Raw genomic sequence first — 25964 nt, forward strand, 5'->3', positions numbered from 1 at the left:
GATATGCGTGGTGCCGGCAGGGGATGTCGGCACCTTTTTTCGACGACAAAAAAGGCGATCAACCACCGAAGTGGTCAATCGCCTGATTGCATCATCTAATCGTTTTGATTAATTGATTACTTAGCTAAACGTGCAGCCATCCGTGACTTGTCACGGGCAGCCTTGTTACGCTTGATCAAGCCCTTTGAAGCGGCCTTGTCAACTGCAGCACTAGCTTGACGGAATAAGTCTTCCGCGTTGTCGGCACCGGCGGTCTTAGCTTGTTCAAAACGCTTAACGGCAGTCCGCATAGTGCTCAATTGAGCAGAGTTACGTTCGTTAGCCTTAACGTTGGTCTTGGCACGTTCGATTGCTGATTTGATAATTGGCATGAAAATTTCACCTCCGAATGAGAAATCCTTTGTACCGGAAATCTTAATTTCAACGTATGTAATTATACAGAAGGCCGGGGCCGAATGCAAGACCCTGTTGCGATAAATGTAAAGTAATTTTACTTGATAGGCAATCGGGGAAAAAACTTGCACTTTATCGGTAAGTCCCGTATAGTAGATAACTGTGCTTAAGCACAAACCTCTAACTTAGTTCGCCAGGCGGCCACCGCCGACTTACTCAGTTTGGGGCAATTATTTGAAGGGTGGTATATTTACCATGGCTATTAGTCAAGCAAAGAAAAACGAAATCATCAAGCAATACGCTCGTCACGAAGGTGACACTGGTTCTACCGAAGTCCAAGTCGCTGTTTTGACCGCTGATATCAACGAAATCAACGTTCATATGCAACAACACCGGAAAGACTTCCACTCACAACGTGGTTTGATGAAGAAGATTGGTCACCGTCGTAACCTTTTGGCTTACTTACGGAAGACTGATGTTCAACGTTACCGTGAATTAATCAAGAGCTTAGGCCTGCGTCGTTAATTCGTCGCACCGGAGTCCCTTGCCAGAAATGGCGAGGGGCTTTTTCTTTTGCCTCAACTATCATCTTAGTACTGCAAACGGTTAAAGTGTGGTAAACTGAAGAAAGTTTAATCATGGACGAATCTGGGTTATTCTACCCAGCATAAAGTACTGGTGATCAATACCAGGATTGAATTAAAAAAACTATTGAAGATATCTTGAGGTGAACTTATGAGTGCGAAGATTAAGATTATCCCGTTTGGCGGTGTCCGCGAAAATGGGAAGAACATGTACGCCGTCGATGTTAACGGCGGAATTTACATTTTAGATTGTGGTTTAAAATACCCGGAAAATGAATTATTGGGGATTGACGTGGTCATTCCTGACTGGGCTTACTTACGTGAAAATAAGGATCGGATCGTGGCGGTCTTCTTGACCCACGGCCATGCCGATGCGATTGGGGCGTTACCTTACTTCTTAAGTGAATTTAACGTGCCCGTCTTTGGATCCGAAATGACGATTGCCTTGGCTAAAATTGGCGTCGCTGCTGAACCAAAGATCAAAGATTACGATGATTTTCACATTATTGATGAAAAAACCGAAATCGACTTCGGTGACGTGGTGGTTTCCTTCTTCTCAACGACCCATTCCATTCCAGAATCATTGGGAATTGATTTGAAGACTGACGAAGGCCAAATCATCTATACCGGTGACTTTAAGTTCGATCAAACCGCTAAGCCAGGCTACCAAACCGACTATGCTCGGTTAGGGAGCATTGGTCAGGCCGGGGTACTCGCTGTACTGAGTGACTCCGCCAACGCCGAAAATCCAGCGATGAATGCCTCAGAGCAAACGATTGCGGAAGACATTGAAGAAACTTTCCATTACCGCGATGGCCGGGTGGTCGTTGCTTGTGTTGCTTCGAACATTCTCCGGATTCAACAGGTCTTTGACGCCGCCGCTAAGACGGGACGGAAGGTCTGCCTGACGGGCCAAGACCTGGAAAAAATTGTGAACACGGCGATGAAGCTGGGCAAGTTGTCCTTTGACGACGACTTATTAGTGACGACCGCCCAACTGGACAGTCTGTCACCAGCCGAAACAGTTATCCTGCAAACTGGTAAGATGGGTGAACCCATCAAGGCAATTCAACGGATGGCTAACAAACAAGAAAAAGACTTAAACATCCAAGAGGGTGACTTGGTCTACATCACGACCACGCCATCTCACGCCATGGATACGACGGTTGCGCAGACCCGTGACATGATTTACCGGGCCGGTGGCGAAGTCAAGGCTATTTCGGATGACCTGAATTCATCAGGCCACGCTTATAAGCGCGACCTGCAGTTAATGCTGAACCTGTTGAAGCCCCAGTACCTGGTCCCAATTCAAGGGGAATACCGCTTACTGAACGCCCACGCTGAAGCTGCGCAAGAACTTGGCATGGCCGCTGACCACATTTTCATTCTGGCCAAGGGTGACGTGTTGACCTATGACAAGGGCAACATGGGCTTAGGCGAAGGCATCGACGTTAGCGATACCATGATTGACGGTATCGGTGTTGGTGACATTGGGAACATTGTCTTACGTGACCGGAAAGTCTTGGCCGACGACGGGATTTTTATCGCTGTCGTTACCATTGACCGGAAGAAGAAACAAATCGTGGCTGATCCTAAGATTACGTCACGGGGCTTCGTTTACGTGAAGGCCAACAAGGACCTGATGCAAGAGAGTGCCCAAATCATTCGGAAGGCTGTTCAAAATAATTTGGATAACAAAGAGTTCGATTGGGGTCACCTCAAGCAGGATGTACGGGAACACTTGAGTCATTATCTCTTTGAACAAACGCACCGGCGTCCCGTGATTTTGCCCGTGATTATGGAAGTTAACCAACATCACCGGCGGAGCACCAGCAAGGCGAAGGATGGCGGTAAGGAAGAGACGCCTGCTGCTCAACCAAAGCCAAAGGCTAAGAAAAAGTCAGCTAAAGCCAAAGAAACGAAACAACCGGCTAAGGCAGAAAAAACGGCGAATAAGCCACATCGTAACCGGAAACGGCATCACAGCAACAAGCCGGCCGCAACGACCGACCAACAAGCTTAATTAAAATGAGCGGGCCTCCTACCGATTCGGCAGGGGTCCGTTTTGAGTTGGCAACGAGATATCCCCAAAGGAGGAAGACCCATGTCAAATTTCCCTAGTCCAGCGGCCCGTGATGAGGCCTATCAGAAGGCCGTAGCCGCGTTTGAAAGTCGTCAGTGGTCACTTGCTAGTGATCTCTTCGAAACGCTCTATCAGGACCAGCAAACGCCCGAATTGAACCGCTATGTGGTCGTGAGTCTCTACCATAACGAAAAATACCTGATGGCCGAACAGTATGCCGCCGAACAAAACGGTATTTATTTGACGTCGGCCAAGGATTTTCAGTTGCGCCTGGATGTGGCCTTGAAAAACCAGCAATTTATTTTTGCCCGAGAATTTTGTGCGCTGGCTGCGGCCGAAACCTGGCGGGCAGGGGGACTGGCGCAAATCGAAGCGGCCGAAGCAGCCTCGACTGAGACCCTCGCGGCAACGCAACGGGTGATTGCCAAGCAATTCTATCATCTGGGGGATGTTCCCTTTAACGAACAACGGGAGCGCTTAGAGCACGCCCGACAGCTGCCATTAGCCATGTATCTGCAGGGCGTTCAGTATCTACTGGTCGATCCCTTTTTACACCCCTTACTGCGGGCAGACCTGTTGGAGGGCCTAATGCGGCTACACGTCGATCAGACAGTCAAATTGCACTGGCTGGATGATCAGACCTACACCGTGGCCGTGAAGGATCTCCAGCCAGTGGGGACGAGCAAGGCCGCCGTGGCATTTCAGAAATACTTGCAGGAAGATTTAGGGCAGCGAGATCCGATGCTGGCAGCGAACCTGCAGCAAACGATTACGTTACAGCTGATGATGCTGTACCCATTTATCGACCGCACCATCACGGATCCGGTCAGTTGGGCGCAAACTATCGCGGGATTACCGCTGACAACGGCTGTTTCTGAAGAAATGATTAAGGAAATGCAAGACTGGCAAACCACGCTAAACCGCTTCATGGCGGAACTCTTCGGCGCAATCGGGGGACAAAATCCCGAAAATCCCGAAAATGAGTGAAATTTTAGTTTACAAATAATTCTTCAGCATATATACTGGTCAAGGATTCTTTTTTGGGAGGGTTCCAGCTTTCCCTTTCTGAAAAGAAGTAGTATAATTTTACGCAAAGGGTGGTTTGTTTTCTTCGGAAGATAAATTGCGCTTGCGATAAAATACAGGAGGGTTTCATTAATGGCTGAAAAAGAACATTATGAAAGAACTAAACCCCATGTAAATATTGGTACTATTGGCCATATTGACCATGGGAAAACGACGTTAACTGCTGCAATCACTAAGGTACTTGCTAGCAAAGGTTTAGCAAAGGCCGAAGATTACGCTGATATCGATGCTGCTCCAGAAGAACGTGAACGTGGTATCACGATCAACACCGCTCACGTTGAATACGAAACGGAAAAGCGTCACTATGCGCATATCGATGCCCCAGGACATGCTGACTACATCAAGAACATGATCACCGGTGCTGCCCAAATGGACGGTGCTATCTTGGTTGTTGCCGCTACTGATGGCCCTATGCCACAAACCCGTGAACACATTTTGCTTGCTCGCCAAGTGGGTGTTGAATACATCATCGTCTTCTTAAACAAGACTGATCTTGTTGACGACGACGAACTTGTCGACTTAGTTGAAATGGAAGTTCGTGAGTTGCTTTCAGAATACGATTACCCTGGTGATGACATTCCTGTTATCCGCGGTTCTGCTTTGAAGGCTCTCGAAGGCGACGAAGAACAAGAAAAGGTTATCCTTCACTTGATGGATGTTGTTGATGATTACATCCCAACTCCAGAACGTGAAAACGACAAGCCATTCTTGATGCCAGTTGAAGACGTCTTCACGATCACTGGTCGTGGGACTGTTGCTTCTGGTCGTATCGACCGTGGGATGGTTAAGGTTGGTGACGAAGTCGAAATCGTTGGTTTACATGACGACGTATTGAAGACCACTGTTACCGGTCTTGAAATGTTCCGTAAGACGTTGGACCTTGGTGAAGCCGGGGATAACGTTGGTGCATTGCTCCGTGGGATTAACCGTGAACAAGTTGTTCGTGGACAAGTTTTGGCTAAGCCAGGCTCGATCCAAACGCACAAGGAGTTCAAGGGTGAAGTCTACATCTTGAGCAAAGAAGAAGGTGGCCGTCATACGCCATTCTTCTCCAACTACCGTCCACAATTCTACTTCCACACCACTGATATCACTGGTGTAATTGAATTGCCTGATGGCGTTGAAATGGTTATGCCTGGTGACAACGTGACGTTCACTGTTGAACTGATCCAACCAGCTGCCATTGAAAAGGGTACGAAGTTCACTGTTCGTGAAGGTGGCCACACCGTTGGTGCCGGTACCGTTACGGAAATTGACGACTAATTTTAATTAATTAGCGTATCTGCAAGAGGGGTCGAAAAGTTTATCTTTTCGGTCCCTTTTGTTTTGACCAGAAATTCAAACCCGTGTTCAGTGGCCAATGGTTTCGATTTGTGAATTTTTTACGAAAATATGCAAAGAATCCGCGCCATTCACGGTGTTTCAGCAAAAATCATTTTACAATTTGGGCGCCATAAGGTACACTAATACAGTATGCAATTGCTAGAATTGTAAATAGTAATATCTTTCATTTCGGAGGGAAAATAATGGCTGCAAAGTGGGAAAAAAAGGATGCTACTAAAGGTGAACTGACCTTTGAAATTGCTCCTGATAAGATCAAGGAAGGCTTGGACAAAGCATTCCAACAAACTAAGAAGAATTTAGCGGTTCCAGGTTTCCGTAAGGGCCGGGTTCCACGTCAAATCTTCAACCAAATGTACGGTGAAGAAGCACTCTACCAAGACGCTTTAAACATTGTCTTGCCAGAAGCTTACGAAGCTGCTATCAAAGAAGCTGGCATCGACCCAGTTGACCAACCCCAAGTGGATGTTGAATCCATGGACAAGGGTAAGGCTTGGGTCTTAAAGGCTGACGTTACGGTCAAGCCTGACGTTAAGCTTGGCGAATACAAGGGCCTTAGCGTAACTAAGCAAAACACCCGTGTTTACCAAAAGGACATTGACGCTGAATTAGAAAAGCAACGTCAACAACAAGCTGAATTAGTCTTGAAAGAAGACGAAGCCGCTGCTAAGGGCGATACGGTTGTTATCGACTTTGACGGTTACGTTGACGGCAAGCAATTCGACGGTGGCAAGGCTGATAACTACTCCCTGGAATTGGGCTCTAACTCCTTCATTCCTGGCTTCGAAGACCAATTAGTTGGTCACAAGGCTGGCGAAAACGTGGACGTTAAGGTTACCTTCCCTAAGGACTACCAAGCCGAAGACTTACGTGACAAGGAAGCCACTTTCAAGGTTACCATCCACGAAGTTAAGGAAAAGCAATTGCCTGACTTAGACGATGAATTCGCTAAGGATGTTGACGAAGACGTTGACAGCTTAGAAGAATTAAAGGCTAAGACTAAAGACAACTTAAAGGAACAAAAGACGACTGCTGCTCACGAAGCCATCGAAGACGAAGCCATCAGTGAAGCTGTTGACAACGCTGAAATCGCTGAAATCCCAGCAGCTATGCTGAAGGATGACATCGACCGTCAAATGGATCAATACCTGGCTAACATGCAACAACAAGGTATCGAACCTAAGATGTACTTCCAATTGACTGGTACGACCGAAGACGACTTGCGTAAGCAATTCACTGACGGTGCAGACAAGCGGGTTAAGACCAACTTGGTTCTGGAAGCCGTTGTTGAAGCCGAAAAGATCGAACCTTCCGAAGACGAAGTTGCTGCAGAAGTTAAGGACTTAGCTGCCCAATACGGTATGGAAGAAAGTGCTGTTCGCAGTGCCCTTTCAGATGACATGTTGAAGCATGATATCGCCATCAAGAGTGCCGTTGACTTAATTGCCGACTCCGCTAAGCAAGACAAGAAGAAGGATGCCGAAGACGACGAATAATATTCGTTGCCATTAGACATGACCGGGACGACAGGCGCTGTTGTTCCGGTTTTTCTTATATCTTAAACTTGTCGTGCGAGGCAAAATAATTTTCAGGTGCTGTCAACTGTGGTATAGTACACGATTGATGGGAGACCTGGTTAGTTCGACGGGTTAACTGACCAAAAATGATTCATTTAGTTAAGGCTTAAGCCTGGAGAGAAAGGGTGAGTTTATTTGTTTGAAAACACCGACGAAACGAATGGCCCAGTAACGTGCTCGTTCTGTGGTAAATCACAAGATCAAGTAGAGAAGATTGTTGCTGGCCCAGGTGTTTACATCTGTAACGAATGCATCGACCTCTGTAAAGAAATTGTTGATGAAGAGTTCAGTCAAGACGCCGCACAAGAAACCTTAGAAGTGCCCAAGCCAGCTGAAATCGTCAAGACGCTTGACGACTACGTTATTGGCCAAAGTGAAGCTAAGCGGACCCTCTCAGTGGCCGTTTACAACCACTATAAGCGGGTCAATGAAATGGCTCAGGCCGACAGTGAAGGACCTGAATTGCAGAAGAGTAACATCGCTGTGATCGGACCGACTGGTTCCGGGAAGACTTACCTGGCACAAAGCCTGGCTAAGATTCTGAACGTACCATTTGCCATTGCCGATGCCACGACCTTGACCGAAGCCGGTTATGTGGGTGAAGATGTGGAAAACATCCTGTTGAAGCTCTTGCAAAGCGCCGATTACGACGTTGAACGGGCTGAAAAGGGTATCATCTACATCGATGAAATTGATAAAATTGCTAAGAAAGCCGAAAACGTTTCGATTACCCGTGACGTTTCTGGTGAAGGGGTCCAACAGGCCCTGCTGAAGATCTTGGAAGGAACAATTGCCAATGTGCCGCCTCAGGGTGGTCGGAAGCATCCCCAACAAGAATTCATTCAAATCGACACGACCAACATTTTATTCATCGTTGGTGGGGCCTTTGATGGGATTGACGGTATCGTTAAACGGCGTTTGGGTGACCAGACGATTGGTTTCGGTGCCGATACCAAGGAACAAAACGTGTTGGCCTCAGGCGATAGCTTGATGCAACACGTTATTCCGGAAGACCTCTTACAATTCGGGTTAATTCCTGAATTTATTGGTCGGTTACCAATTCTGACGGCGCTGGAAAAACTGGACGAGAATGACTTGGTCCGGATTTTGACAGAACCTAAGAACGCGTTGGTCAAGCAATACGAAAAGTTATTGTCCTTGGACAACGTTGAACTCAAGTTCCAGCCCGCTGCTTTACGTGAAATGGCGAAGTTGGCCATCGCACGGAACACGGGTGCCCGGGGCTTGCGGTCCATCATTGAAGACGTGATGCGCGATATCATGTTTGATCTGCCAAGTCGTAACGACGTGGCCGAGGTCATTATTACGGCCGACACGGTTACTGACCATGCCGAACCGGAGCTGGTCTTAAAGGATCAAAAGGCGTCATAATTTTTGTGTCACCGGGAGTCGGGGCGAAGGCCTTGGCTCCTTTTTTTGTGGAACGAATTTTACCATTTTAAAAAATTTCGTTGCCCGTCATGGCTGGCTTCCACCGCGTCGCCTCAGAAATTTTGCCATGTGGCCAGTCGTTCTGTGTTAAAATGGTGAAAGATATTTTGGAGAGGATGGACTAACTAATGGAAGTCAATCATGTGGAATTAGTCATGAGCGCGGTAGACCCCGTGCAGTACCCAACGACGGGGTACCCAGAGATTGCGCTGGTCGGTCGTTCTAACGTGGGTAAATCCTCACTAACGAACGTCCTGATCAACCGGAATTCTTATGCCCGGACATCGAGTCAACCAGGGAAGACACAAACCCTGAACTTTTATAACGTGGAGGATCAACTCTACTTCGTTGACGTCCCCGGTTATGGCTATGCCAAGGTTTCAAAGTCAGAACGGGAAAAGTGGGGGAACATGATCGAAACCTACCTGACCCAACGTGACCAGTTAAAAGGGGTCGTTTCCCTCGTGGACGCCCGTCATGCGCCAACTGAGGCCGACGTGACCATGTATCAATGGCTGGCCTACTACGGCTTACCAACGCTGATCGTTGCCACCAAGAGTGACAAGATTGCGCGTGGGAAGTGGAACCAAGCGGTTAGCTTGATCAAGAAGACGATGGATCTGCCTAGCGATGCAGATAACATCATCATGTTCTCGGCACCCAAGAAGATTGGGAAGGATGCCGTCTGGAACTGGATTGAGCAACAAGCCTTTGGGGAGGAATAAATTTGGAATTTAACGAATATCAAAAAGCTGCGAACCGGACGCTGTACGGCAACGAACAGGTCCTGACGAACTGTGCGCTGGGCTTAGCCGGCGAAACGGGCCAGGTCGTTGATTTGGTTAAAAATTACACCTTCCACGGCAAGGACTTGGATCACGATGCCATCGTCAAAGAAATGGGCGACGTGTTGTGGTACCTGAGTCAGATTTCCCAGTGGGCCGACATCGACTTCGATGAGGTCGCTCAGGATAACATCAAGCGACTTAACGCGCGTTATCCCCATGGGTATCAACCAAACCACTAATAAGTGTAAACAAAAAGACCTCACGGAAAAATTCCCGTGGGGTCTTTTTGCGGAACAACGACCTAGTCGTGTTCGTGCTTCTTTTCGTGTTTGATCTGATCGTCCTTGATCAGGCCCTTACCCTTTTTGTCGTTCTTGTGTTCGTCGTTGCGCTTCAGAAACTTATCACGCTTGACGTCGGTCGGGTCCATTTGGGCAAACTTACCGAACATGGAATCCAGGTCGTCTTGACGCTTGACTTTCAATGCCAAATCGAACCACCTCCTTGCTTTTTCAGTAATCATAGCAGAATTCGGTGGATTTGTCATTTTTTCGGCCGCAGCGGCGGGACGGGGGCTTTCGCTTGCACCAAACAGACATTCGTTTTATAATTTAAAAGCTAATCTAAACGATAAAAAACGGGAGGGATTTTCCTTGGCGTCGGAATATTTAGAACACAAGCTAGCCTTACTGCCGGGCCTTCCCGGCTGCTACTTGATGAAGAACATCAACAGTCAGATCATCTACGTGGGGAAGGCGAAGAACCTCAAGAACCGGGTGCGCTCGTATTTCAAGAGCAGCCATACCGGGAAGACGGCTCAGCTGGTCAGTGAAATCGTGGACTTTGAAACGATCATCACGTCGACCGACAAGGAAGCCTTCTTGTTGGAAATCACCCTGATTCAAAAGCACCAACCCTACTTCAACATTAAATTAAAGCGGGGGACCGGTTACCCCTACATTAAAATCACCAATGAACGGGACCCCCAGCTCCTGCTGGTCAGCGATATTCGCAAGGACGGGGCCTACTACTTTGGCCCGTACCCCAACGTGTACGCCGCGGAGGAGACCATGCACTTCCTGCAGAAGGTCTACCCCTTACGCCGATGCACCGGCTTTCAGGGGCGGCCGTGCCTGTACTATCACATGGGCCAATGCCTGGGCGCCTGCTTCCAAGAGGTGCCAGAAGAGGCCTACGCCAAGCAGATTCGCAAGATCAAGTCCTTCTTAAATGGCAACGTTGCCCACGCCAAGAAGGAACTCGCGACGCGGATGGACAAGGCCGCCGGCGAGATGGAATACGAACGGGCCGCTGATTTGCGTGACCAGATTCGTTACATTGAAGCCACGGTTGAAAAGCAAAAGATCATTTCCAACGACAACACGCCCCGGGATATCTTCAACTTCTACCTGGATAAGGGCTGGTTATCGATTCAGGTCTTCTTCATTCGGCAAGCCCGCTTGATGAAACGGGAGAAGCGACTCTTTCCCGTCGTGAACTCCGCTGAAGAAGAGCTGGCGAGCTTTATTGTGCAGTTCTATCAACGGAAAAACACGGTTTTACCGCGGGAAATCCTGGTACCAGCCAGCATTGACCACGACGTCATCGAGGAACTGCTCAAGGTGCCCGTTAGAACGCCGCAGCGGGGCACCAAACGCGATTTGCTGGAGATGGCCGGGAAGAACGCCAAACTGGTCTTAGACGAGAAATTTCGGCTGTTGGAGCTGGATGAAAGTAAGACCACGGGTGCCATGAAGGAAATCACCGACGCCCTGGGGATTGCGCCCGGGCATAAGATTGAGGCCTTTGACCACTCGCACATTCAGGGGGCCGATTTGGTCTCCGCAATGGTCGTGTTCGTTGATGGTCAACCCAACAAAAAGTTATATCGGAAATATAAATTGCGAACGGTCGATCACGCGGATGAAACCGCCAGTACCCTGGAAGTCATTCGGCGACGGTATGGCCGGCTCTTAAAGGAGCATGGTGCCATGCCAGACCTGATTTTGATGGATGGGGGCGACATTCAAATGAATGCCGTCAAGGAGGTCTTAGCCGACGAATTTGACCTCCACATTCCGGTCGCCGGGATGGTCAAGAACGACCACCATAAGACGGCCGACCTGTTGTTTGGTCCCAACGATGAACACATTCATTTGGACCCTAAGAGCCAGGGCTTCTACCTGGTCCAACGGGTGCAAGATGAGGTCCACCGGTTCGCCATTACCTTCCACCGGCAGGTTCACACCAAGCACTCGTTGAGTTCGCGGTTGGACCGCATCCCTGGTGTGGGGCCCAAGACGCGAAATAAACTGCTGCGGAAATTTGGCTCGACCAAGAAAATTGGCGAGGCTTCCGTGGATGACTTGCGGGGCCTGGGAATCAGCGAACCCGTGGCCCAGACGATTCACGTCACGCTGGCAACCGAAACGGCCGAAATAAAAAGCCCGCGGACGCCAACGAAACTTTGACGTGGCGACCGTTTGCCGGTATACTGGCTAGCAGGAGTCTTAGAGAGAAAGCAGCACGCGCTGGTTTAGAAAACGAGGAATAAAAATTATGTTTGTAGATCAAGTTAAAATTAACGTGAAGGCCGGTAACGGTGGGAATGGTATGGTGGCCTTCCGGCGCGAAAAATTTGTGCCAAACGGTGGTCCAGCCGGTGGTGACGGTGGTCGTGGTGGCAACATCATCTTCCAAGTCGACGAAGGCTTACGGACCCTGATGGACTTCCGGTACTCCCGTAAATTCAAAGCGAAAAACGGGGGCAACGGCGCCATCAAATCCATGACGGGTCGTGGCGCCGATGATACCATCATCAAGGTTCCCCAAGGCACGACGGTCATCAATCTGGAAACGGGCGCTGTGATGGCCGACCTGGTTGCCAGTGATGATGAGGTCGTGATTGCCAAGGGTGGTCGTGGTGGCCGCGGCAACATTCACTTCGCCTCACCCAAGAACCCGGCACCAGAAATCGCCGAAAACGGTGAACCTGGTCAAGAGTTTGAAGTGCAACTCGAATTGAAGGTCTTGGCCGATGTTGGGCTAGTCGGGTTCCCATCCGTTGGGAAGTCCACGCTACTGTCCACGGTGACGAGTGCCAAGCCAAAGATTGCGGAATATCACTTTACCACGCTGGTCCCTAACCTGGGGATGGTGCGGTTGCCCGATGGCCGTGACTTTGTGATGGCCGATTTACCTGGTCTGATCGAAGGCGCCGCAACCGGGGTTGGCTTAGGTTTCCAATTCTTACGGCACGTTGAACGGACGCGGGTCATCCTCCACTTGATCGATATGAGTGGGCTGGAAGGCCGCGACCCCTACGAGGATTTTGAAAAGATCAACGAAGAGCTGAAGACGTACGATCCAGATATCTTGAAGCGCCCACAAATCGTGGTGGCGAACAAGATGGACATGCCGGACTCAGCGGACAACCTGGCCAAATTCAAGGAAGACTTGAAGCAGGACAAGCTGTTGGCACAGACCCCAGAAATCTTTGCGGTCTCCGCATTGACGCATGATGGGTTGACCCCACTGTTGGGTCGTACGGCGGATATGTTGGCCGAAACACCACAATTCCCAGTTAAGCAGCCAGAAGTGGCCACCTCTGCGGAATACACGTTCAAGCCTGAAGCTGAATTTACGCTGACGCAGGATGAAGACGGCACTTGGATCTTGGGCGGCGACAAGCTCGAGAAGCTGTTCCAAATGACCGATATCAACCATGAAGAAAGTCTCTTACGCTTTGCTCGGCAAATGCGGGGGATGGGGGTTGACGACAGCCTGCGGAGCCACGGTGCCCAAAACGGGGACTCGGTTAAGATTGGCGACTTCACCTTCGAATACATGGCTTAATTGGTTTAAACGGCTGTCGGGACGGGTTAAACCTGTTCACCTGCGGCTTCCAGAAACTCCGTCTGCTGTGGGGCACGGTTCCAGCCAAAGAGCTGGCTTCCACCTCGCTTTGAAGCCGTGAAAATCACACGTCTTCAAAGTCGGCCCATGCTGTAGGCTGGGAAAGAACCCCAACCAACACCATCGACACAGCTGACTCCGTTTCTGGCTTCCTCCGGTGAAGACAGCTTTTTACCCAAGACACCAGTTGAAACCAAAAGCTATAGAGTTTTATTGTCTTTGAATTGTCGTCACTACCTAGAAAATGGGTGGTGGCGATTTTTTTGTGTCCTGAGTGATTGTGTGGGTATCAAAAAAGGACGGCCAGTGCGGCACGTCCTTAATGTTTTCGTTCAGTTTGATGGCGTTTCCTACAGCGTCAACTTCAACCAGCCAGTTGGGTCGGCCACTTGCTTGTGGTCCGCGTAGGCGCCGGCGAATGCAATTTTGACGGACTTGAAGGTGGGTTTGGTCTTTTCGCTGGCGAGGCCGGTGGCGAAGGTGTCGAGCTTGTCGTGGGCGGCAATCGTCTTGCCGGCACTGGCGTCGCTCAGTTGGTTGGCGGCGTTTAGCTCTAAGCCCTTTTTCAAACGGATTGCTTGAATACCATCTGTCGTGACGTCCTGGTCGCCATCGTTCGTGATGGTGAATTTCACCTGAATCGTGTAGTAGGGACTCTTCAGTGTGGTCAGGTTCAAGGCCTGGGCCGCCATGCGTTTGGCCGCCGCCGTCTTGGCCGTATTCTTGATCAAGCGCACCGTCGTGACCTTATAAGTCAGGTCGCCACTCTTGATGGTGGTCCGGGGATGTTTGACCTTGGCTAACTGGAGCTTGGTGCCGACCTTGTCGTACGTGTATTGGCCGGACGTTTTAAGGTTGCCCGATTTCACGTAGCGCGCACTCTTGGTTTGGTCAGCTTGGGGTTCGTAAGTTTGGGCTTCCTTTTTATTGGAAGATGATTGGGTCACGGCCGCATCCGGGTTGGCAGCGTGGTAGCTGCTGGACTGACTGCTGCTATTTTTGAAACTCGCGGTACTCTTTGACGCGTTGTTTTGGCAACCGGCCAGACCAACGACGGCGAGCAGACTGGCTAGGATGGCAACTTTTGATAAACGCATGGTAAAACTCCTTTCATCCGAGCAAAATTTGGTGGGGCACAAGACGGTAACCGTACAGCCGAATCGGGGGTTCCGCCGCGATAAAGAGACTCGCGTGGGGGTCAATCTGCTGGCACCGAGCCCGAAATTGGTCAAGTGTCAGGGGATGGCCTGGCCCGCTGACCAGCAGAAGTTGCTGGTCGCCTGGCTGAAGGTCGGTGATGGGCTGTAACTGATGGTCGCGTTCCCAGTAGAGCCGTAACGCGGGATGTAGGTCAATCGTGGACCGGTTAAAATCAATGAGACGCAAGGCACTCCCTCCCCAGTTCGTGTCGTCGTTGCGCTGAAAAAGTGACAACGACTTCGATTACCTTCAGTATACCGAATTTTTTCGGGGAACCCCAGCCCTCGTAAAAAAATTTAACGGAAATTTGCCAGTTGGGGGTGAAAGTGAGTGGTTACGGGGTTCGTAGCATCCTGGGGATTAACCGGGTGCTGGGGCTAACGTGGGTAGGACCCGTTGCGGCGGCGTTAGGCGAGTTGCGAGTAGTCACGGACAAGTGGAAAAGTGGGGTGGAAAAGTTGCGGTTTGCCCGAAAATCCCCTAAAATGGTGTTCGGACTTCTAAATAGGATAGGAACGAAAAAATTATGGAAATTGAATTCTTAGGGACCGGCGCTGGTTCGCCAGGAAAGTTCCGCAACGTAACGAGTACGGCCTTGCGTCTACTAGACGAACGGAACTCCGTTTGGCTGTTTGATGTCGGCGAGGCGACACAGCACCAAATTTTACGAACGACCTTAAAGCCACGTAAAATTGATAAAATTTTTATTACCCACCTGCACGGGGACCATATCTTTGGGTTACCGGGCTTGTTGAGTAGTCGCTCCTTTCAGGGGGGCAATGAACCACTGACGATTTATGGACCTAAAGGGATTCGGAGCTTCGTGGAAATCAGTCTGCGGGTGTCCGAGACCAAGCTATCCTATAAGATTCATTATCAAGAATTAGCCAGCGATGGGTTGGTCTTCGAGGACAGTAAGTTCCGGGTCTATGCCCAGCACCTGGATCACCGCATCGAGTGCTTTGGCTACCGGGTGGAGGAAAAGGATCATCCGGGCGAACTCCAAGTGGACAAGCTGCGGGAGGCTCAGATTCCATCGGGTCCCGTTTACGGCAAGCTCAAGGCCGGCGAAACGGTCACCTTACCCGATGGTCGGACCCTCAACGGCCAGGACTTCTTAGGCCCCGCGCAACCGGGCCGTATCGTTGCCATTTTAGGCGATACCCGGCAGACGCCTGGTGAAGAACGATTGGCGCGCAACGCGGACGTCTTGGTGCACGAGAGTACGTTTGCCAAGGGTGAAAGCAAGTTAGCCCGTTCTTATTACCATTCCACCAACATTCAGGCGGCAGAACTGGCCAAGCGGATGCACGTGAAGATGTTATTATTGAACCATATTTCCGCCCGGTACACCGGTAAGATGGCGTTAGACTTGCAACAACAGGCCCGCGACGTCTTCAAGAATACCAAGGTGGTCAAGGACTTTGATGAAGTAGATGTGCCGTTTCAAAAAATAATTAAAGCTGGTGCGAAGTGATGAAGAATCAATGGCGAATCGTTGTAACTATTTTATTGGTAATCGTTGTCGCGGTTTTTGCAATTCTAAACGTGGAGAGTGTGCCCGTTTCGTTTGGCTTTACCACGGTTCATTGGCCGTTGATTCTGATTCTGTTGGTCTCCATCTTAATTGGGGCCATCCTGATGATTCTCTTCTCAACCATCAATAGCTTCCAGCACAATCGCGCTTACAAGGAGTTGGAAAAGACCAGCAACGACCGGATCACGGCATTAAAGGCCGATAACGACCGGTTGAACAAGCGTCTGCAAAACTCCAACAGCAAGCAGGCAGCTGGCCTACAGGAAAAGCAAATCAAGACCCTGAAGGCGCAGGTGGCTGATTTACAAGCTCAGTTGGATAAGCAGTAGATTAACTGAATGACGCGTGCATAGCTGTCATTGGAGTTAACCGATCAATGGGGCTACCAGTTGTCCGACCAATCAGTTGGTAAGATGAATATGATAATGGTGGACCTAATCAGAATGATAGATGGATACGGGGTTAACGCCGTGTTAGCCGCAGGGATGGTGAAAATAGGCTCAGCCGTGGGAGTTATCTTAGCGGTTTACCGCTTAGACAACTGCTATCTTTGAGACTCGGCCTATGAGGCTCAAAGTAAGTCTGGAGACCGCTCTTCGGCTCCAGGCGCGCGCCCACAGCGTCCCGGCCTATTTTCACCATCCCGGAGGCGCAAGCAAAGCGCAACCCAAGTACCCAGGAAAATAGTAGAAGGCCAACGTTCTCAATTGATGGGCGTTGCAGGGATTAGCGCTGAACGTAACACTAATTTCTGCGGCGTCCGTTTCTATTTTGAACGCTGACCACACAGATTTAGTTTGGAAAGGATGGTTTGCTGGTGATTGCCGCACAGTACCAATGGAATATTAAACATGTTGATCAGCCGTCAGCCGAGGCCCAAGCGGTGGCGCAGGCGGAAAGTATTTCGCCAATCGTCGCCCAGATTCTTTGGAACCGGGGGTATCAGACGGCGGAAACGGTCCACACCTTTTTGAATCCGGGACCCGAACAACTCCATGACCCGAACCTGTTACACGACATGGCCAAGGGGGTCGCGCGAATCGAAGACGCGATTGGCGCCGACCAACAGATCACCATTTATGGGGATTATGACGCTGACGGGGTCACGAGCACGTCCATTCTGTATGAAACGTTGAACGAAATGGGAGCCAAGGTTAATTACTATATCCCGAATCGGTTTACCGATGGTTATGGTCCCAACGTCGCAGCATTTAAAAAGCTGATTGCGGCAGGCACCCAACTTTTCGTGACGGTGGATAACGGGGTGGCCGGAAACGAAGCCATTGCCGCTGCCAACGAAGCCGGGGTCGACGTGGTCGTGACCGATCACCATGAACTGCCCCAGGAGTTGCCGGCTGCCTACGCGATTATTCATCCGCGTTACCCAGGCGCAGAATACCCGTTTGGGGGCCTGTCTGGTGCCGGGGTGGCCTTCAAAGTTGCGCAAGCCTTGCGCGAAGAGATTCCACAAGACCTGTTGGACCTGGCGGCCATTGGGACCGTGGCCGATTTGGTGCCCCTGGTCGATGAAAACCGGGTACTGGTCTACTACGGCCTTCAACTTTTAAAACAGGACGAACGGCCAGGCTTACAGGCGTTGATGAGTGGCGCCGGTTTGAAGCCCGCTGAATTGGACGAGCAATCAATCGGTTTCGGGATTGCCCCCCGGTTGAACGCCTTAGGCCGGTTGGATGACGCCAGTCCCGCCGTGGAGCTCCTGACCACGTTGGATGACGAGCGTGCCAAGTCTTTGGCCAATGACACGGAACAAAAGAACCGGCACCGCCAAGACCTGGTCAAGCAGATCAGCGCGGCGGCATTGGCGGAGGCGGCCGATGCGGATCATCGTGACCGGCCGACCCTGATCATCAGCGGGCACGACTGGCACGAAGGCGTGCTGGGAATCGTGGCCAGCAAGGTCGTGGAAACAACGGGTAAGCCGACCCTGGTCGTCAACATTCAGGATGGCCGTGCCAAGGGGTCTGGTCGAAGTGTCGAGGCGTTCAACCTATTTACGGCCTTAGACGGTCACAGGGACCTGATGACGGCTTTTGGGGGTCATCACATGGCCGTGGGGTTAACCTTCCCTGAGGACCAATTAGGGGCCTTAGCGGATGCCCTGGATGCCGAAGCGGTAACGCAGAAATTGACCGAGAGCGGCCCTAGCGAATTAGCTGTTGCCGCCTCCTTAAAGGTCGGTGACGTCACGATGCCACTTTACCAGGAATTGGCCAAGATGGCGCCGTTTGGGACGGACAACCTCCAGCCGTTATTTGCCTTTGAATCGGCGACCTTGACGCAGATCAAGGCCATCGGTCAGGACCACTCCCATTTGAAATTCCAATTACAAGAAGGCCAGCACCAACTCAATGCGATTCAGTTCGGTGCCGGTAAAAATGTCCCCGCACTAACCGCCGCACCGAGTGATGCCGCGGTGTTGGGCGCGATTGAAGACAACGTGTGGCAGGGACGGCATTCCCTGCAGGTGATGGTCAAGGATTTGAAATTAACAGCCACTACCGTTGCGCCGACACCAACCGTCGCTGAAGCCCAGCCGACCGCACCACAGGCCGCCACCAGTGCGCCGGCGACTGGACGGGTCGTGGATGCGCGGACGATGCACCTCAACCAGGCGATGTTTACGGCGTTTGGCGTCTACGTCTTCTTCCATCGCAACGTCTATCAACAACTGGCGGGGCAATTGCCAACTGGGGCCACGGCACTCTTAGTCGATGGCTCGGTTCAACAGCCACTGCCAGCCGACACGCCGGCATTTATCGTTGACTGCCCGGATGATACGACCGATTTGACCCGCGTTTTGACCGAGCTGAAACCGCAACAGGTCACGGCTTATCTCTATAAGAAAGAAAGTCTTTCGCAATTAGGGATGCCAACTCGCGCGCAATATGCTAAACTGTTTAAGTTCGTTGCAACACATCAACAAGTCGATGTGGGACACCAACTGGACCAGCTAGCCACATTTTTGCGGTTACCACGGACCCAGTTAGTCTTCATGATTCAAGTCTTCTTCGAGAGTGGGTTCATCACAATCGATCACGGCATCATGAACGGTGTGGCGCACCCGGAGCACAAGGATTTGACTATGGCCCCGAGTTACCAACTCAGAGAACAGCAGATGCAGACGGAAGACGCGCTTTTAAGCTGTCCGACCGCGGCACTCGTGCAACGTCTCCAGGCCTCATTGACCTAATATAAAGGAGCTACTTAATCTTATGGCAACTGATTTTACGAAATATATTGCAAGCGTTCCGGACTATCCCGAAAAGGGCATCATGTTCCGGGATATCTCCCCATTAATGGCGGACGGCAAGGCTTTCCACGCGGCAACCGACGAAATCGTCGAGTACGCGAAGGGCAAGGGCGTTGAAATGGTCGTGGGTCCAGAAGCCCGGGGCTTTATCGTCGGTTGCCCAGTGGCTTACGAAATGGGTATTGGGTTTGCCCCTGCCCGTAAAGAGGGCAAGTTGCCCCGCAAGACGGTCAAGGCCAGCTACGATTTAGAGTACGGCCAATCCGCCTTGTACATGCACGAAGACGCCATCAAGCCAGGTCAAAAGGTCTTGGTGACCGATGACTTATTGGCCACTGGTGGCACCATCGAGGCCACGATTCAATTGGTCGAAGACTTGGGCGGCATCGTTGTCGGCACGGCCTTCTTGATCGAATTGAAGGACCTGCATGGTCGCGACAAGCTTAAGGGTTACGATATCTTTAGCTTGATGGAATACTAAGCGTTAAAATAGGTTAACCTAAAAACTGGCATCAACGACCCCCGCGGAGGGACGTTGGTGCCAGCTTTTTTGTTTGGATTTAGGATGAGTGGTTAATCCGCAATGGTGCCATGCCGCTGGACCACGATACCCGTCAATGTCAGGGCTAGGGCGAATACCACCAGAAGACCAATGACCGGGGTCCAGGAGCGGGTCGTTTCTTCTAAGAAACCGAATAGAATGGGGCCGACCGCGGCTAGGAGGTACCCCGCCGATTGGGCCATGCCGGAGATGGCTGCCGTTTGATACGGATTGGTGGTCTTCTCGGTGAAGAACATGATCGATAGGTTGAAGGCGACACCGGAACCGAGGCCGCTAATCAGGGCCATGGTGGCCAGAAAACCCAGCGATTGCGTGGGTACCAGGAAGGTCAAAGGTGCTACCACGTAGCCCAGCGTCATGATGGCCAGTAATGCAGCCAGACCGTGACGGCGGTTGTAAAGATAAGGCACCAGAAAGGCCAATGGCAGGCCGCTCAGTTGAAAGAGTGTCAGGAGGTTACTGGCGACGATGGTCGAGACGCCATGTGCGGTGAGGATGCTAGGCAGCCAGGTCAACAGGACGTAGTAGACCAGCGACTGTAGACCGAAGAACAGGGTGATCAGCCAGCCGGACCGTTGGTGCCAGACGCTTTGGTAGTGGGGCTTGGCGGCACGCTGCTCGGCGGTCAAGGTCGTTGGGTGGTGTCCTCGTAAATTGGGGAGCCAAGCCAACGCTGCCACGATGCTGAGCAGACCCAGTAGACCCTGCGTTAGACCGAAGCTGACGTGCGAGATTAAGTAGCCGGCCGCGGCGGTGCCCAATGCGCCGACCAGTAGCATGGAGAGCGTGTATAGGCTGGTGCCGAGCTGAATTTGGTCGGGCACGTGTTCCTTGATCAACGCGGGAACCAGGACGTTGCCACTGTCGGCACCGATGCCGACTAGAAAGGTGCCCAGGAAGAGCGCCGCAATCGTGGGGATGATCCGCAGATAGCTCCCAGCAATCAGCAGGAGAAACAGCGTGAAGACGGTCCGCTCGTTGCCCCAGCGGTGGGCCAATTTTACGATAATCGGTGAAAAAATGGCAAAGGTGACCAGCGGAATCGACGTCAACAGGCCGGCCAGCGAACTGGGTAGGTGCAACGTCTTTTCCAGACTAGGCAATAGCGGTGGCATCAGGGTAATGGGTAGCCGCAAGTTAGCGGCAATCAGCATCATGCTGACTAGAAACCAGGAACGTTTGGGTTGAGACACGGGGGTTCCTCCTTAAAGAAATATTAGTACAGATTAAACAGAATGATTAGTGCAAGAAGTCGTGGGAATAAATAAAGTCGATGCCTAAAACAGCTGGTGATAGGATTAAACCAGTGTGAGCCGGAGAACTGGTGAAATGAGCCCAAGTGGCCAGTCCTAGTGACCAGAGGTGGACCAAGGTTGCCCGGCTGTGTCGGTGGTCTTGGCTGGAATTTTCAGCCTAGAGCACGGGACGACCTTTGAGACCGCTCTTTGGCTCAAAGTCGAGGTGAAAGACCGGGCCTCAGTCTGGAACCGGCCCCATAGCAGGGTGCCTTGAGGTCACCGCCGGGAATGACCCGCCGCGTTCTGGCTCAATTTTCTCCGGAGGTAATGACAACGCCAATTTAACCCATTACCAACCAGTATAGACCTGAAAACGCCACCGAAAAAAGACCAAATAAAAAGTCAGGGTCGTGGGAGGCGACCCTGACTAGCGAAGAAAACAGCCCCGTTGAGGAGGACTATTGGGGGTGAACCAAGATTCGTGCGGAATCTGTGGGCGATGCAAAAGGGGAGAAAATGTGTTTATCAACTAATCTATTTGATTAGTTTGTAATTATATTATCGGACAATTGGTTGCAATCTTCAATGAATATGCTCAGGGAAAATCGGAGTCAAAAAAAGACGCTTGAGTTAGTCTCAAACGCCTTAGGTAACGCGGGTTTAGTGTTTGCGCGACAAGAAGTAGCTGTAGAGCGCAATGCCCAGGCCAATCACGATGAGAACCAGGACACTAATTTTAACAGTGGGTGACACGGCAACCCCTTCTTTCTCTCAAGACTTCCCCTAAGTATAGCAAGTTAATCGGTTTCACGGCAAGCGCGTTAGGCCTGGTCGTGGTAGTGTTTACCCGTTTTCAGGTTGATGTATTCTAGGCTGTAGGCATTGCCACCGTCGAGTTGATCGGTCATAAACATCGCGTAGTGGCCCTTGTGGGTGACGGCCCCGTGAGCGTGAGATTCCGCACCGGACCCGGTATGAACGTTAGCGCCTTTGGAAATACCGAAAAATTGGTTGTGGACCCAGGTAACGTGCGCAATGTCTTTAGTTTTATAGTATTTCAAATGGAACTTTCGCCGCATCTGTTTGACGGTGTACTTAGACCGGTACTTCTTGCCGTGCCACTTGATGACGTGGTGGGTGGCGGCCTCAGCCGGAACGACTGGTGCGGCGGCGATGGTGCCACCACCAATGGTTAACAGCGCAACGATGAGTAAGAGTGACTTTTTGAACATGTGAAATTCCTCCCTGAAATAACAACGATTGGGGTTCAACCCCTGACTCTCAGTGTACCCTTCCAGTGACGGACAAGCTAGCTGCGGATTGGAAAATCGTCGGTATCCGGGTAAAATGGAGAGTAAGAAGGTGATTGGATGGATTTTGTTGACTTAACGCCAATTCAATTGCGGTATACGCCCCTGGGAAGCCGCCAGCAGGCCCCTAAGCTACATGACTGGCAACTAGACTGGCAAAAGTTAGCCGCGCTGATACGGGATAATGGGGATGTTATGGCGGTCGTCCAGGCGGGGCTGGCTGAGGACTGGTTGAATACGCAGGGCACCATTTGGGATGAGCAGTGGGGCTACTACCGGTACCCAAATGATAATCGGGAGCCCGACGACACGGTCTTCTGGGCGGCTTCGACCTGGGCAACGCCGGCTATCCTGGTGACGTTCCACAATGAACTGACCAAGGCGTTTGCCTGTTATACCGAGGGGCGAGACCCGGATTTTCACTATTTGGGACGCTGATCTAATGGCTCAATCATTTATGCAGAAAATAAAATTAGAATTGAGATATAGCTTTTATAAGAAAAACACCATTCTGTAATCGTTTTGACTTTTAAGCCGGTTATACTTAAGCCAAGTTAATTGGAAAGGGAGTTTGACTTATGAGTGACCTGTTTATTAGTTACCAGTCCGCTGACCCGTTGGCCCATTCATTTCAACTTCAACTCCAGAAATGGGCGGACAAGGACTGGGAGTTCCCGAGCGTCAGCTTTCACGAACAAGAACCGCCCATCAAATTTCAAACACGCGCGGCCGGTGCAGTGCGGCGTCAACTCCGCAAAGAAATCAAACAGGCACACCAACTCCTGGTGATTGTTAGCCGGCAGACGTGGCAATCTGAGTGGACGGACTGGGAAATTGCGACGGCCTACGAGGCAGATAAACAAGTGTTAGCTGCCAAGGTTGATTCGACCAACATCTCGCCGCTGGGCTTGTTGACCGCCAAGCCGGTGTGGATCGACCCGTTTGATCCCGTCGCGCTGATTCAACGAAAATTTTAAACAAGGCTTGCATTTATAGTCATTATTGGTAAAATATATTAAGTAGTGACTTGGAGAGTTGGCAGAGTGGTAATGCAACGGACTCGAAATCCGTCGAACCGGCTAATACCGGCGCGCAGGTTCAATTCCTGTACTCTCCTTAGATTAAACTGAACGTTTGAGCTGTGTGATCACTTGCCTGTTAAGGGTGGGCGGGTTACACAGTTTTTTTGTCGCAACTAAAAAATCCCACCAAAATGAATTAGTGGGATAACGCAATGATTAATTTTTGAACAGTCTTGAATGTCATTATTTAAACTGGCCGCAAACCAAAATCCCTTAATCCGCCAACCGCCCAATAACCTCATCTAACCCAGGATACTCCCGCAACAAGTCCGCCTTAGCCGGCATCGTGAAGTCGCGGAAATCAAAGCCCGGGGCGACGACACAGCTCACCAGGCAAAAAGCATTGGGCGTCGTGACCTCAGCGGCAAAGAGGGTGCCTCGTGGCACAGTAAATTGGAGCCGCTCGTCGTTGAGCACGTCCGGACCCACCGTCACGTGGTAGTAATTGCCATCCGGTGCGATGCAGTGAATCGTGATGGCCGCACCGTCGTGGTAAAACCACAGTTCATCGTGATTAAGCTGGTGGAAGTGGGAGGGGTTGGCGCTGTCGAGCAAGAAGTAGATCGACGTGTAGTGATACCGGGCGTCCTGACTGGTGTTGTCAAAGAACTGCTCGTCGCTATGAGCCGTTTGGCGGTACCAGCCGCCCTCTGGGTGTGGCTTGAGTGCCAACGCGTCAATGTAGGTTAATTTACCGGTCATCAAAGTTGCCTCCTTAAAGCCTGTGCTTACTGGTCTTCGCCCCAGGGTGTCTGGGTCGATTTGGAAATTCCCTTGGCCTGCTTGATGGCCTCGTTCAAGGCATTGGTAACTTCCTTGGGGGTCCGCTTCGTCAGGTCCTGCTGCTTGAGCCATTCGTAGGCAGCAGCTTCAAAAATATCTTCGGGAAATGTCATGTCTGTTCACCACCTTGTCCTTGATTATAGCAGAACTCGGGGTCAAGCGGGCACAAAAAACGGGTCGCCAGCTGGCAGACCCGTTTCGTTAATTATTCGGTGACTTTTTGTTTCTTGGCAACTTGTTGATGGGCTTCGACGGCCAGTTCGGGGAACCAGATTGCAATTTCGTGATGCGCGTTCTCCCGGCTGTCAGAGGTGTGGACGATGTTTCTCAAGATGCCATCTGGATATTCATGGGCAAAGTCGCCCCGAATGGTCCCAGGTTGGGCATCGTTGGGCCGTGTCTTACCCGCCAAATTGTGGACGGCCTTCACGACATCGGTCCCGGTAACGATGATGGCAACCAGGGGGCCTTCCGTCATGTAGGTTTCAATTTCATGGAAGTAAGGCTTGTTGACCTGATCGCGGTAGTGCCTTTCAAGTTGTTCAGGAGTTGCGCGGACTACTTTTAACGCCGTAATTTGGTAGCGCTTACTTTCTAGCCGTGAAATAATCTCACCGATGTGGCCTTCGGCGACACCATCGGGTTTTACCAGTACCAAAGTCTTTTCTGAATTTGCCATGATAGAGACCTCCTTGTATTTTGAACAACGAACCTTCATTGTTCATGACCTAACAAGTTACAATTTAAATTGTAGGGGATTCTATGAGCCACGTCAACTAAAAAAGCAGCTCCCGTCAAAACGGCAACTGCTTAGGTCAATGCTATTCTGGATCACCCATGATCATCCAGAGAATCAGGTAGGCGATTAGCCCAGGAAAGGCGGGGGTGATGGCTAAGACCACGAACAGGACCCGGGCCACCCCGGCGTTCCAGTCGAAATGTTCCGCTAGACCGCCAATGACGCCGGCAAAGACGCGATTATTAAGTGAACGGTGAATATTTTTCATGAGAAATCCCTCCCACTGGATAATTTTTAAGACTGGAAATCAGTTTTGTTGAAGAAGTCGACGTGAATCGTGTCGTCGGTGATCTCCAGCTTGGTAATACTACCGTTGATGGTGGCAATCCCTTCGTCGAGTTCAGGGGCGTAGCGGTCGACGATGGACCGAATCGTCATCCCATGGGAAACGACTAACACTTGGTCGCCATCCTTGGAGTTGGCCCGCAGCTTGTCGAAGCCTCGGTCCAAGCGTTCCCAGAACATGTCGTTACTTTCGGCTTCCCCGTACAGGTCGGCTTGGTGAATCAGGTCCCGGGCCTTTTCCAGGCCGTAGGTGCCCAGCACGTCGGATTCGGAGGTCAACTTGACCTGGGCCCCGACAAACTGCCACATCTGGTTCAAGTCGTTGCCCTCAAAGTAGCCATGGCACTGTTCCCGGAATTCGGGGTACTGGTAAGACACGATGTTCATGTTTTCAGGATTTTGTTTCAGCGCAATCCGCGCGGTTTCGATGGCCCGACCGGAATCACTACTGTAGGCGGCAGTCAGGGGAACGCCCTTGAGCTGTTCACCGGCGCGTTTGGCATCGGCCTGGCCCTTTTCAGTCAGGGGAGAATCGATCCAGCCCTGAACCTTGTTGTAGTGGTTTAACATGGTTTGCCCGTGACGCACGAAGTACGCAGTAATTTTCTTCATTTTTCAAAACTCCCTCATCAACTTAGTAAGTGGTTACAAGCCTAGTATAGCAATGCCACGCGGTGA

General features: G+C 51.0%; 27 protein-coding genes and 1 tRNA gene. 17 read left to right on the forward strand and 11 right to left on the reverse strand.

The window, feature by feature from the left end; genetic code table 11:
* Positions 1-116: 116 nt before the first annotated feature.
* Complete coding sequence (gene rpsT / locus ACEPST_RS11715; RefSeq protein WP_125762965.1) at positions 117-371, reverse strand: 30S ribosomal protein S20; 255 nt, start codon at positions 369-371, stop codon at positions 117-119.
* 277 nt (positions 372-648) lie between these two features.
* On the opposite strand from rpsT, the gene rpsO reads away from it, so the two are divergent.
* The 8 genes from rpsO (at position 649) to ACEPST_RS11755 (ending at position 9543) form a co-directional block, all read left to right on the forward strand.
* Positions 649-918, forward strand: coding sequence for a 30S ribosomal protein S15 (gene rpsO, locus ACEPST_RS11720; RefSeq protein WP_125577216.1), 270 nt, complete (start codon positions 649-651; stop codon positions 916-918).
* A gap of 210 nt (positions 919-1128) precedes the next feature.
* Entirely contained in the window at positions 1129-3000 is a 1872-nt protein-coding gene (locus tag ACEPST_RS11725; protein ID WP_204121475.1) for a ribonuclease J, read from the forward strand.
* An 81-nt stretch (positions 3001-3081) separates the two neighbouring features.
* Entirely contained in the window at positions 3082-4047 is a 966-nt protein-coding gene (locus ACEPST_RS11730) for a hypothetical protein (RefSeq protein ID WP_204121474.1), read from the forward strand.
* 171 nt (positions 4048-4218) lie between these two features.
* The gene (gene tuf, locus ACEPST_RS11735; RefSeq protein ID WP_125762958.1) at positions 4219-5409 is read left to right on the forward strand and encodes an elongation factor Tu; all 1191 of its coding nucleotides are present in this window, start codon (positions 4219-4221) and stop codon (positions 5407-5409) included.
* 263 nt (positions 5410-5672) lie between these two features.
* Positions 5673-6983, forward strand: a complete 1311-nt coding sequence (tig, locus tag ACEPST_RS11740) for a trigger factor (protein ID WP_203646894.1) — start codon at positions 5673-5675, stop codon at positions 6981-6983.
* 216 nt (positions 6984-7199) lie between these two features.
* The gene (clpX, locus tag ACEPST_RS11745; RefSeq protein WP_203646893.1) at positions 7200-8456 is read left to right on the forward strand and encodes an ATP-dependent Clp protease ATP-binding subunit ClpX; all 1257 of its coding nucleotides are present in this window, start codon (positions 7200-7202) and stop codon (positions 8454-8456) included.
* Between the two features lie 188 nt (positions 8457-8644).
* Positions 8645-9241 carry a ribosome biogenesis GTP-binding protein YihA/YsxC gene (gene yihA, locus ACEPST_RS11750; protein ID WP_203646891.1) on the forward strand — a complete coding sequence of 199 codons (597 nt, stop codon included), beginning with the start codon at positions 8645-8647 and terminating at the stop codon, positions 9239-9241.
* A 2-nt stretch (positions 9242-9243) separates the two neighbouring features.
* Positions 9244-9543: a nucleoside triphosphate pyrophosphohydrolase family protein gene (locus ACEPST_RS11755; protein ID WP_125762951.1), complete on the forward strand. Its 300-nt coding sequence runs from the start codon at positions 9244-9246 to the stop codon at positions 9541-9543.
* Positions 9544-9605: 62 nt separating this feature from the next.
* On the opposite strand, the gene ACEPST_RS11760 is transcribed toward ACEPST_RS11755, so the two are convergent.
* On the reverse strand, positions 9606-9794 hold the full coding sequence (locus ACEPST_RS11760) for an SPJ_0845 family protein (RefSeq protein ID WP_125762950.1): 189 nt from the start codon (positions 9792-9794) through the stop codon (positions 9606-9608).
* A 163-nt stretch (positions 9795-9957) separates the two neighbouring features.
* Here ACEPST_RS11760 and uvrC point away from each other — a divergent pair, with 163 nt between their 5' ends.
* Positions 9958-11775, forward strand: a complete 1818-nt coding sequence (uvrC, locus tag ACEPST_RS11765; RefSeq protein WP_204121472.1) for an excinuclease ABC subunit UvrC — start codon at positions 9958-9960, stop codon at positions 11773-11775.
* 88 nt (positions 11776-11863) lie between these two features.
* On the forward strand, positions 11864-13159 hold the full coding sequence (obgE, locus tag ACEPST_RS11770) for a GTPase ObgE (protein ID WP_204121471.1): 1296 nt from the start codon (positions 11864-11866) through the stop codon (positions 13157-13159).
* A 410-nt stretch (positions 13160-13569) separates the two neighbouring features.
* Here obgE and ACEPST_RS11775 read toward each other — a convergent pair whose 3' ends face one another.
* Together ACEPST_RS11775 and ACEPST_RS11780 are read right to left on the reverse strand one after the other, a co-directional pair.
* On the reverse strand, positions 13570-14316 hold the full coding sequence (locus ACEPST_RS11775; protein WP_204121470.1) for a hypothetical protein: 747 nt from the start codon (positions 14314-14316) through the stop codon (positions 13570-13572).
* A 13-nt stretch (positions 14317-14329) separates the two neighbouring features.
* Entirely contained in the window at positions 14330-14605 is a 276-nt protein-coding gene (locus ACEPST_RS11780; RefSeq protein ID WP_204121469.1) for a hypothetical protein, read from the reverse strand.
* Between the two features lie 340 nt (positions 14606-14945).
* Between ACEPST_RS11780 and rnz the strand changes: the two genes are divergently transcribed.
* The 4 genes from rnz (at position 14946) to ACEPST_RS11800 (ending at position 19708) form a co-directional block, all read left to right on the forward strand.
* Positions 14946-15896 carry a ribonuclease Z gene (gene rnz, locus ACEPST_RS11785; RefSeq protein ID WP_125762943.1) on the forward strand — a complete coding sequence of 317 codons (951 nt, stop codon included), beginning with the start codon at positions 14946-14948 and terminating at the stop codon, positions 15894-15896.
* Complete coding sequence (locus ACEPST_RS11790; protein WP_203647149.1) at positions 15896-16285, forward strand: lipopolysaccharide assembly protein LapA domain-containing protein; 390 nt, start codon at positions 15896-15898, stop codon at positions 16283-16285. The genes rnz and ACEPST_RS11790 overlap by 1 nt, the downstream gene beginning before the upstream one ends.
* A gap of 488 nt (positions 16286-16773) precedes the next feature.
* Positions 16774-19167: a single-stranded-DNA-specific exonuclease RecJ gene (recJ, locus tag ACEPST_RS11795; RefSeq protein ID WP_204121467.1), complete on the forward strand. Its 2394-nt coding sequence runs from the start codon at positions 16774-16776 to the stop codon at positions 19165-19167.
* Between the two features lie 22 nt (positions 19168-19189).
* Entirely contained in the window at positions 19190-19708 is a 519-nt protein-coding gene (locus ACEPST_RS11800; protein WP_204121466.1) for an adenine phosphoribosyltransferase, read from the forward strand.
* Positions 19709-19800: 92 nt separating this feature from the next.
* Here ACEPST_RS11800 and ACEPST_RS11805 read toward each other — a convergent pair whose 3' ends face one another.
* Entirely contained in the window at positions 19801-20982 is a 1182-nt protein-coding gene (locus ACEPST_RS11805; protein ID WP_374706464.1) for a CynX/NimT family MFS transporter, read from the reverse strand.
* A gap of 866 nt (positions 20983-21848) precedes the next feature.
* Positions 21849-22259, reverse strand: a complete 411-nt coding sequence (locus tag ACEPST_RS11810; protein WP_204121465.1) for a hypothetical protein — start codon at positions 22257-22259, stop codon at positions 21849-21851.
* Between the two features lie 138 nt (positions 22260-22397).
* Between ACEPST_RS11810 and ACEPST_RS11815 the strand changes: the two genes are divergently transcribed.
* The 3 genes from ACEPST_RS11815 to ACEPST_RS11825 all read left to right on the forward strand — a co-directional run bounded on the left by ACEPST_RS11815 (position 22398) and on the right by ACEPST_RS11825 (position 23454).
* A complete protein-coding gene (locus ACEPST_RS11815) occupies positions 22398-22775 on the forward strand; it encodes a hypothetical protein (protein WP_125762933.1) in 378 nt (125 codons plus the stop codon).
* A gap of 140 nt (positions 22776-22915) precedes the next feature.
* Positions 22916-23314 (forward strand): TIR domain-containing protein, encoded by a 399-nt coding sequence (locus ACEPST_RS11820; RefSeq protein ID WP_204121464.1) that lies wholly within the window; start codon positions 22916-22918, stop codon positions 23312-23314.
* A 52-nt stretch (positions 23315-23366) separates the two neighbouring features.
* Positions 23367-23454 (forward strand) — tRNA-Ser (locus ACEPST_RS11825).
* 178 nt (positions 23455-23632) lie between these two features.
* On the opposite strand, the gene ACEPST_RS11830 is transcribed toward ACEPST_RS11825, so the two are convergent.
* The 5 genes from ACEPST_RS11830 to ACEPST_RS11850 all read right to left on the reverse strand — a co-directional run bounded on the left by ACEPST_RS11830 (position 23633) and on the right by ACEPST_RS11850 (position 25898).
* Positions 23633-24121, reverse strand: a complete 489-nt coding sequence (locus tag ACEPST_RS11830; RefSeq protein WP_204121463.1) for a cupin domain-containing protein — start codon at positions 24119-24121, stop codon at positions 23633-23635.
* A 26-nt stretch (positions 24122-24147) separates the two neighbouring features.
* Positions 24148-24315 carry a hypothetical protein gene (locus ACEPST_RS11835; RefSeq protein WP_164511268.1) on the reverse strand — a complete coding sequence of 56 codons (168 nt, stop codon included), beginning with the start codon at positions 24313-24315 and terminating at the stop codon, positions 24148-24150.
* Between the two features lie 92 nt (positions 24316-24407).
* Positions 24408-24881: a nucleoside-diphosphate kinase gene (ndk, locus tag ACEPST_RS11840; protein ID WP_203637323.1), complete on the reverse strand. Its 474-nt coding sequence runs from the start codon at positions 24879-24881 to the stop codon at positions 24408-24410.
* Positions 24882-25023: 142 nt separating this feature from the next.
* Positions 25024-25209 carry a PspC domain-containing protein gene (locus tag ACEPST_RS11845; protein ID WP_203647135.1) on the reverse strand — a complete coding sequence of 62 codons (186 nt, stop codon included), beginning with the start codon at positions 25207-25209 and terminating at the stop codon, positions 25024-25026.
* Between the two features lie 26 nt (positions 25210-25235).
* Positions 25236-25898, reverse strand: coding sequence for a histidine phosphatase family protein (locus ACEPST_RS11850; protein WP_204121462.1), 663 nt, complete (start codon positions 25896-25898; stop codon positions 25236-25238).
* Positions 25899-25964: the final 66 nt, after the last annotated feature.

It is taken from the genome of Levilactobacillus sp. FUA 3915 (assembly GCF_044053135.1).
Taxonomy (GTDB): Bacteria; Bacillota; Bacilli; order Lactobacillales; family Lactobacillaceae; genus Levilactobacillus; species Levilactobacillus lanxiensis.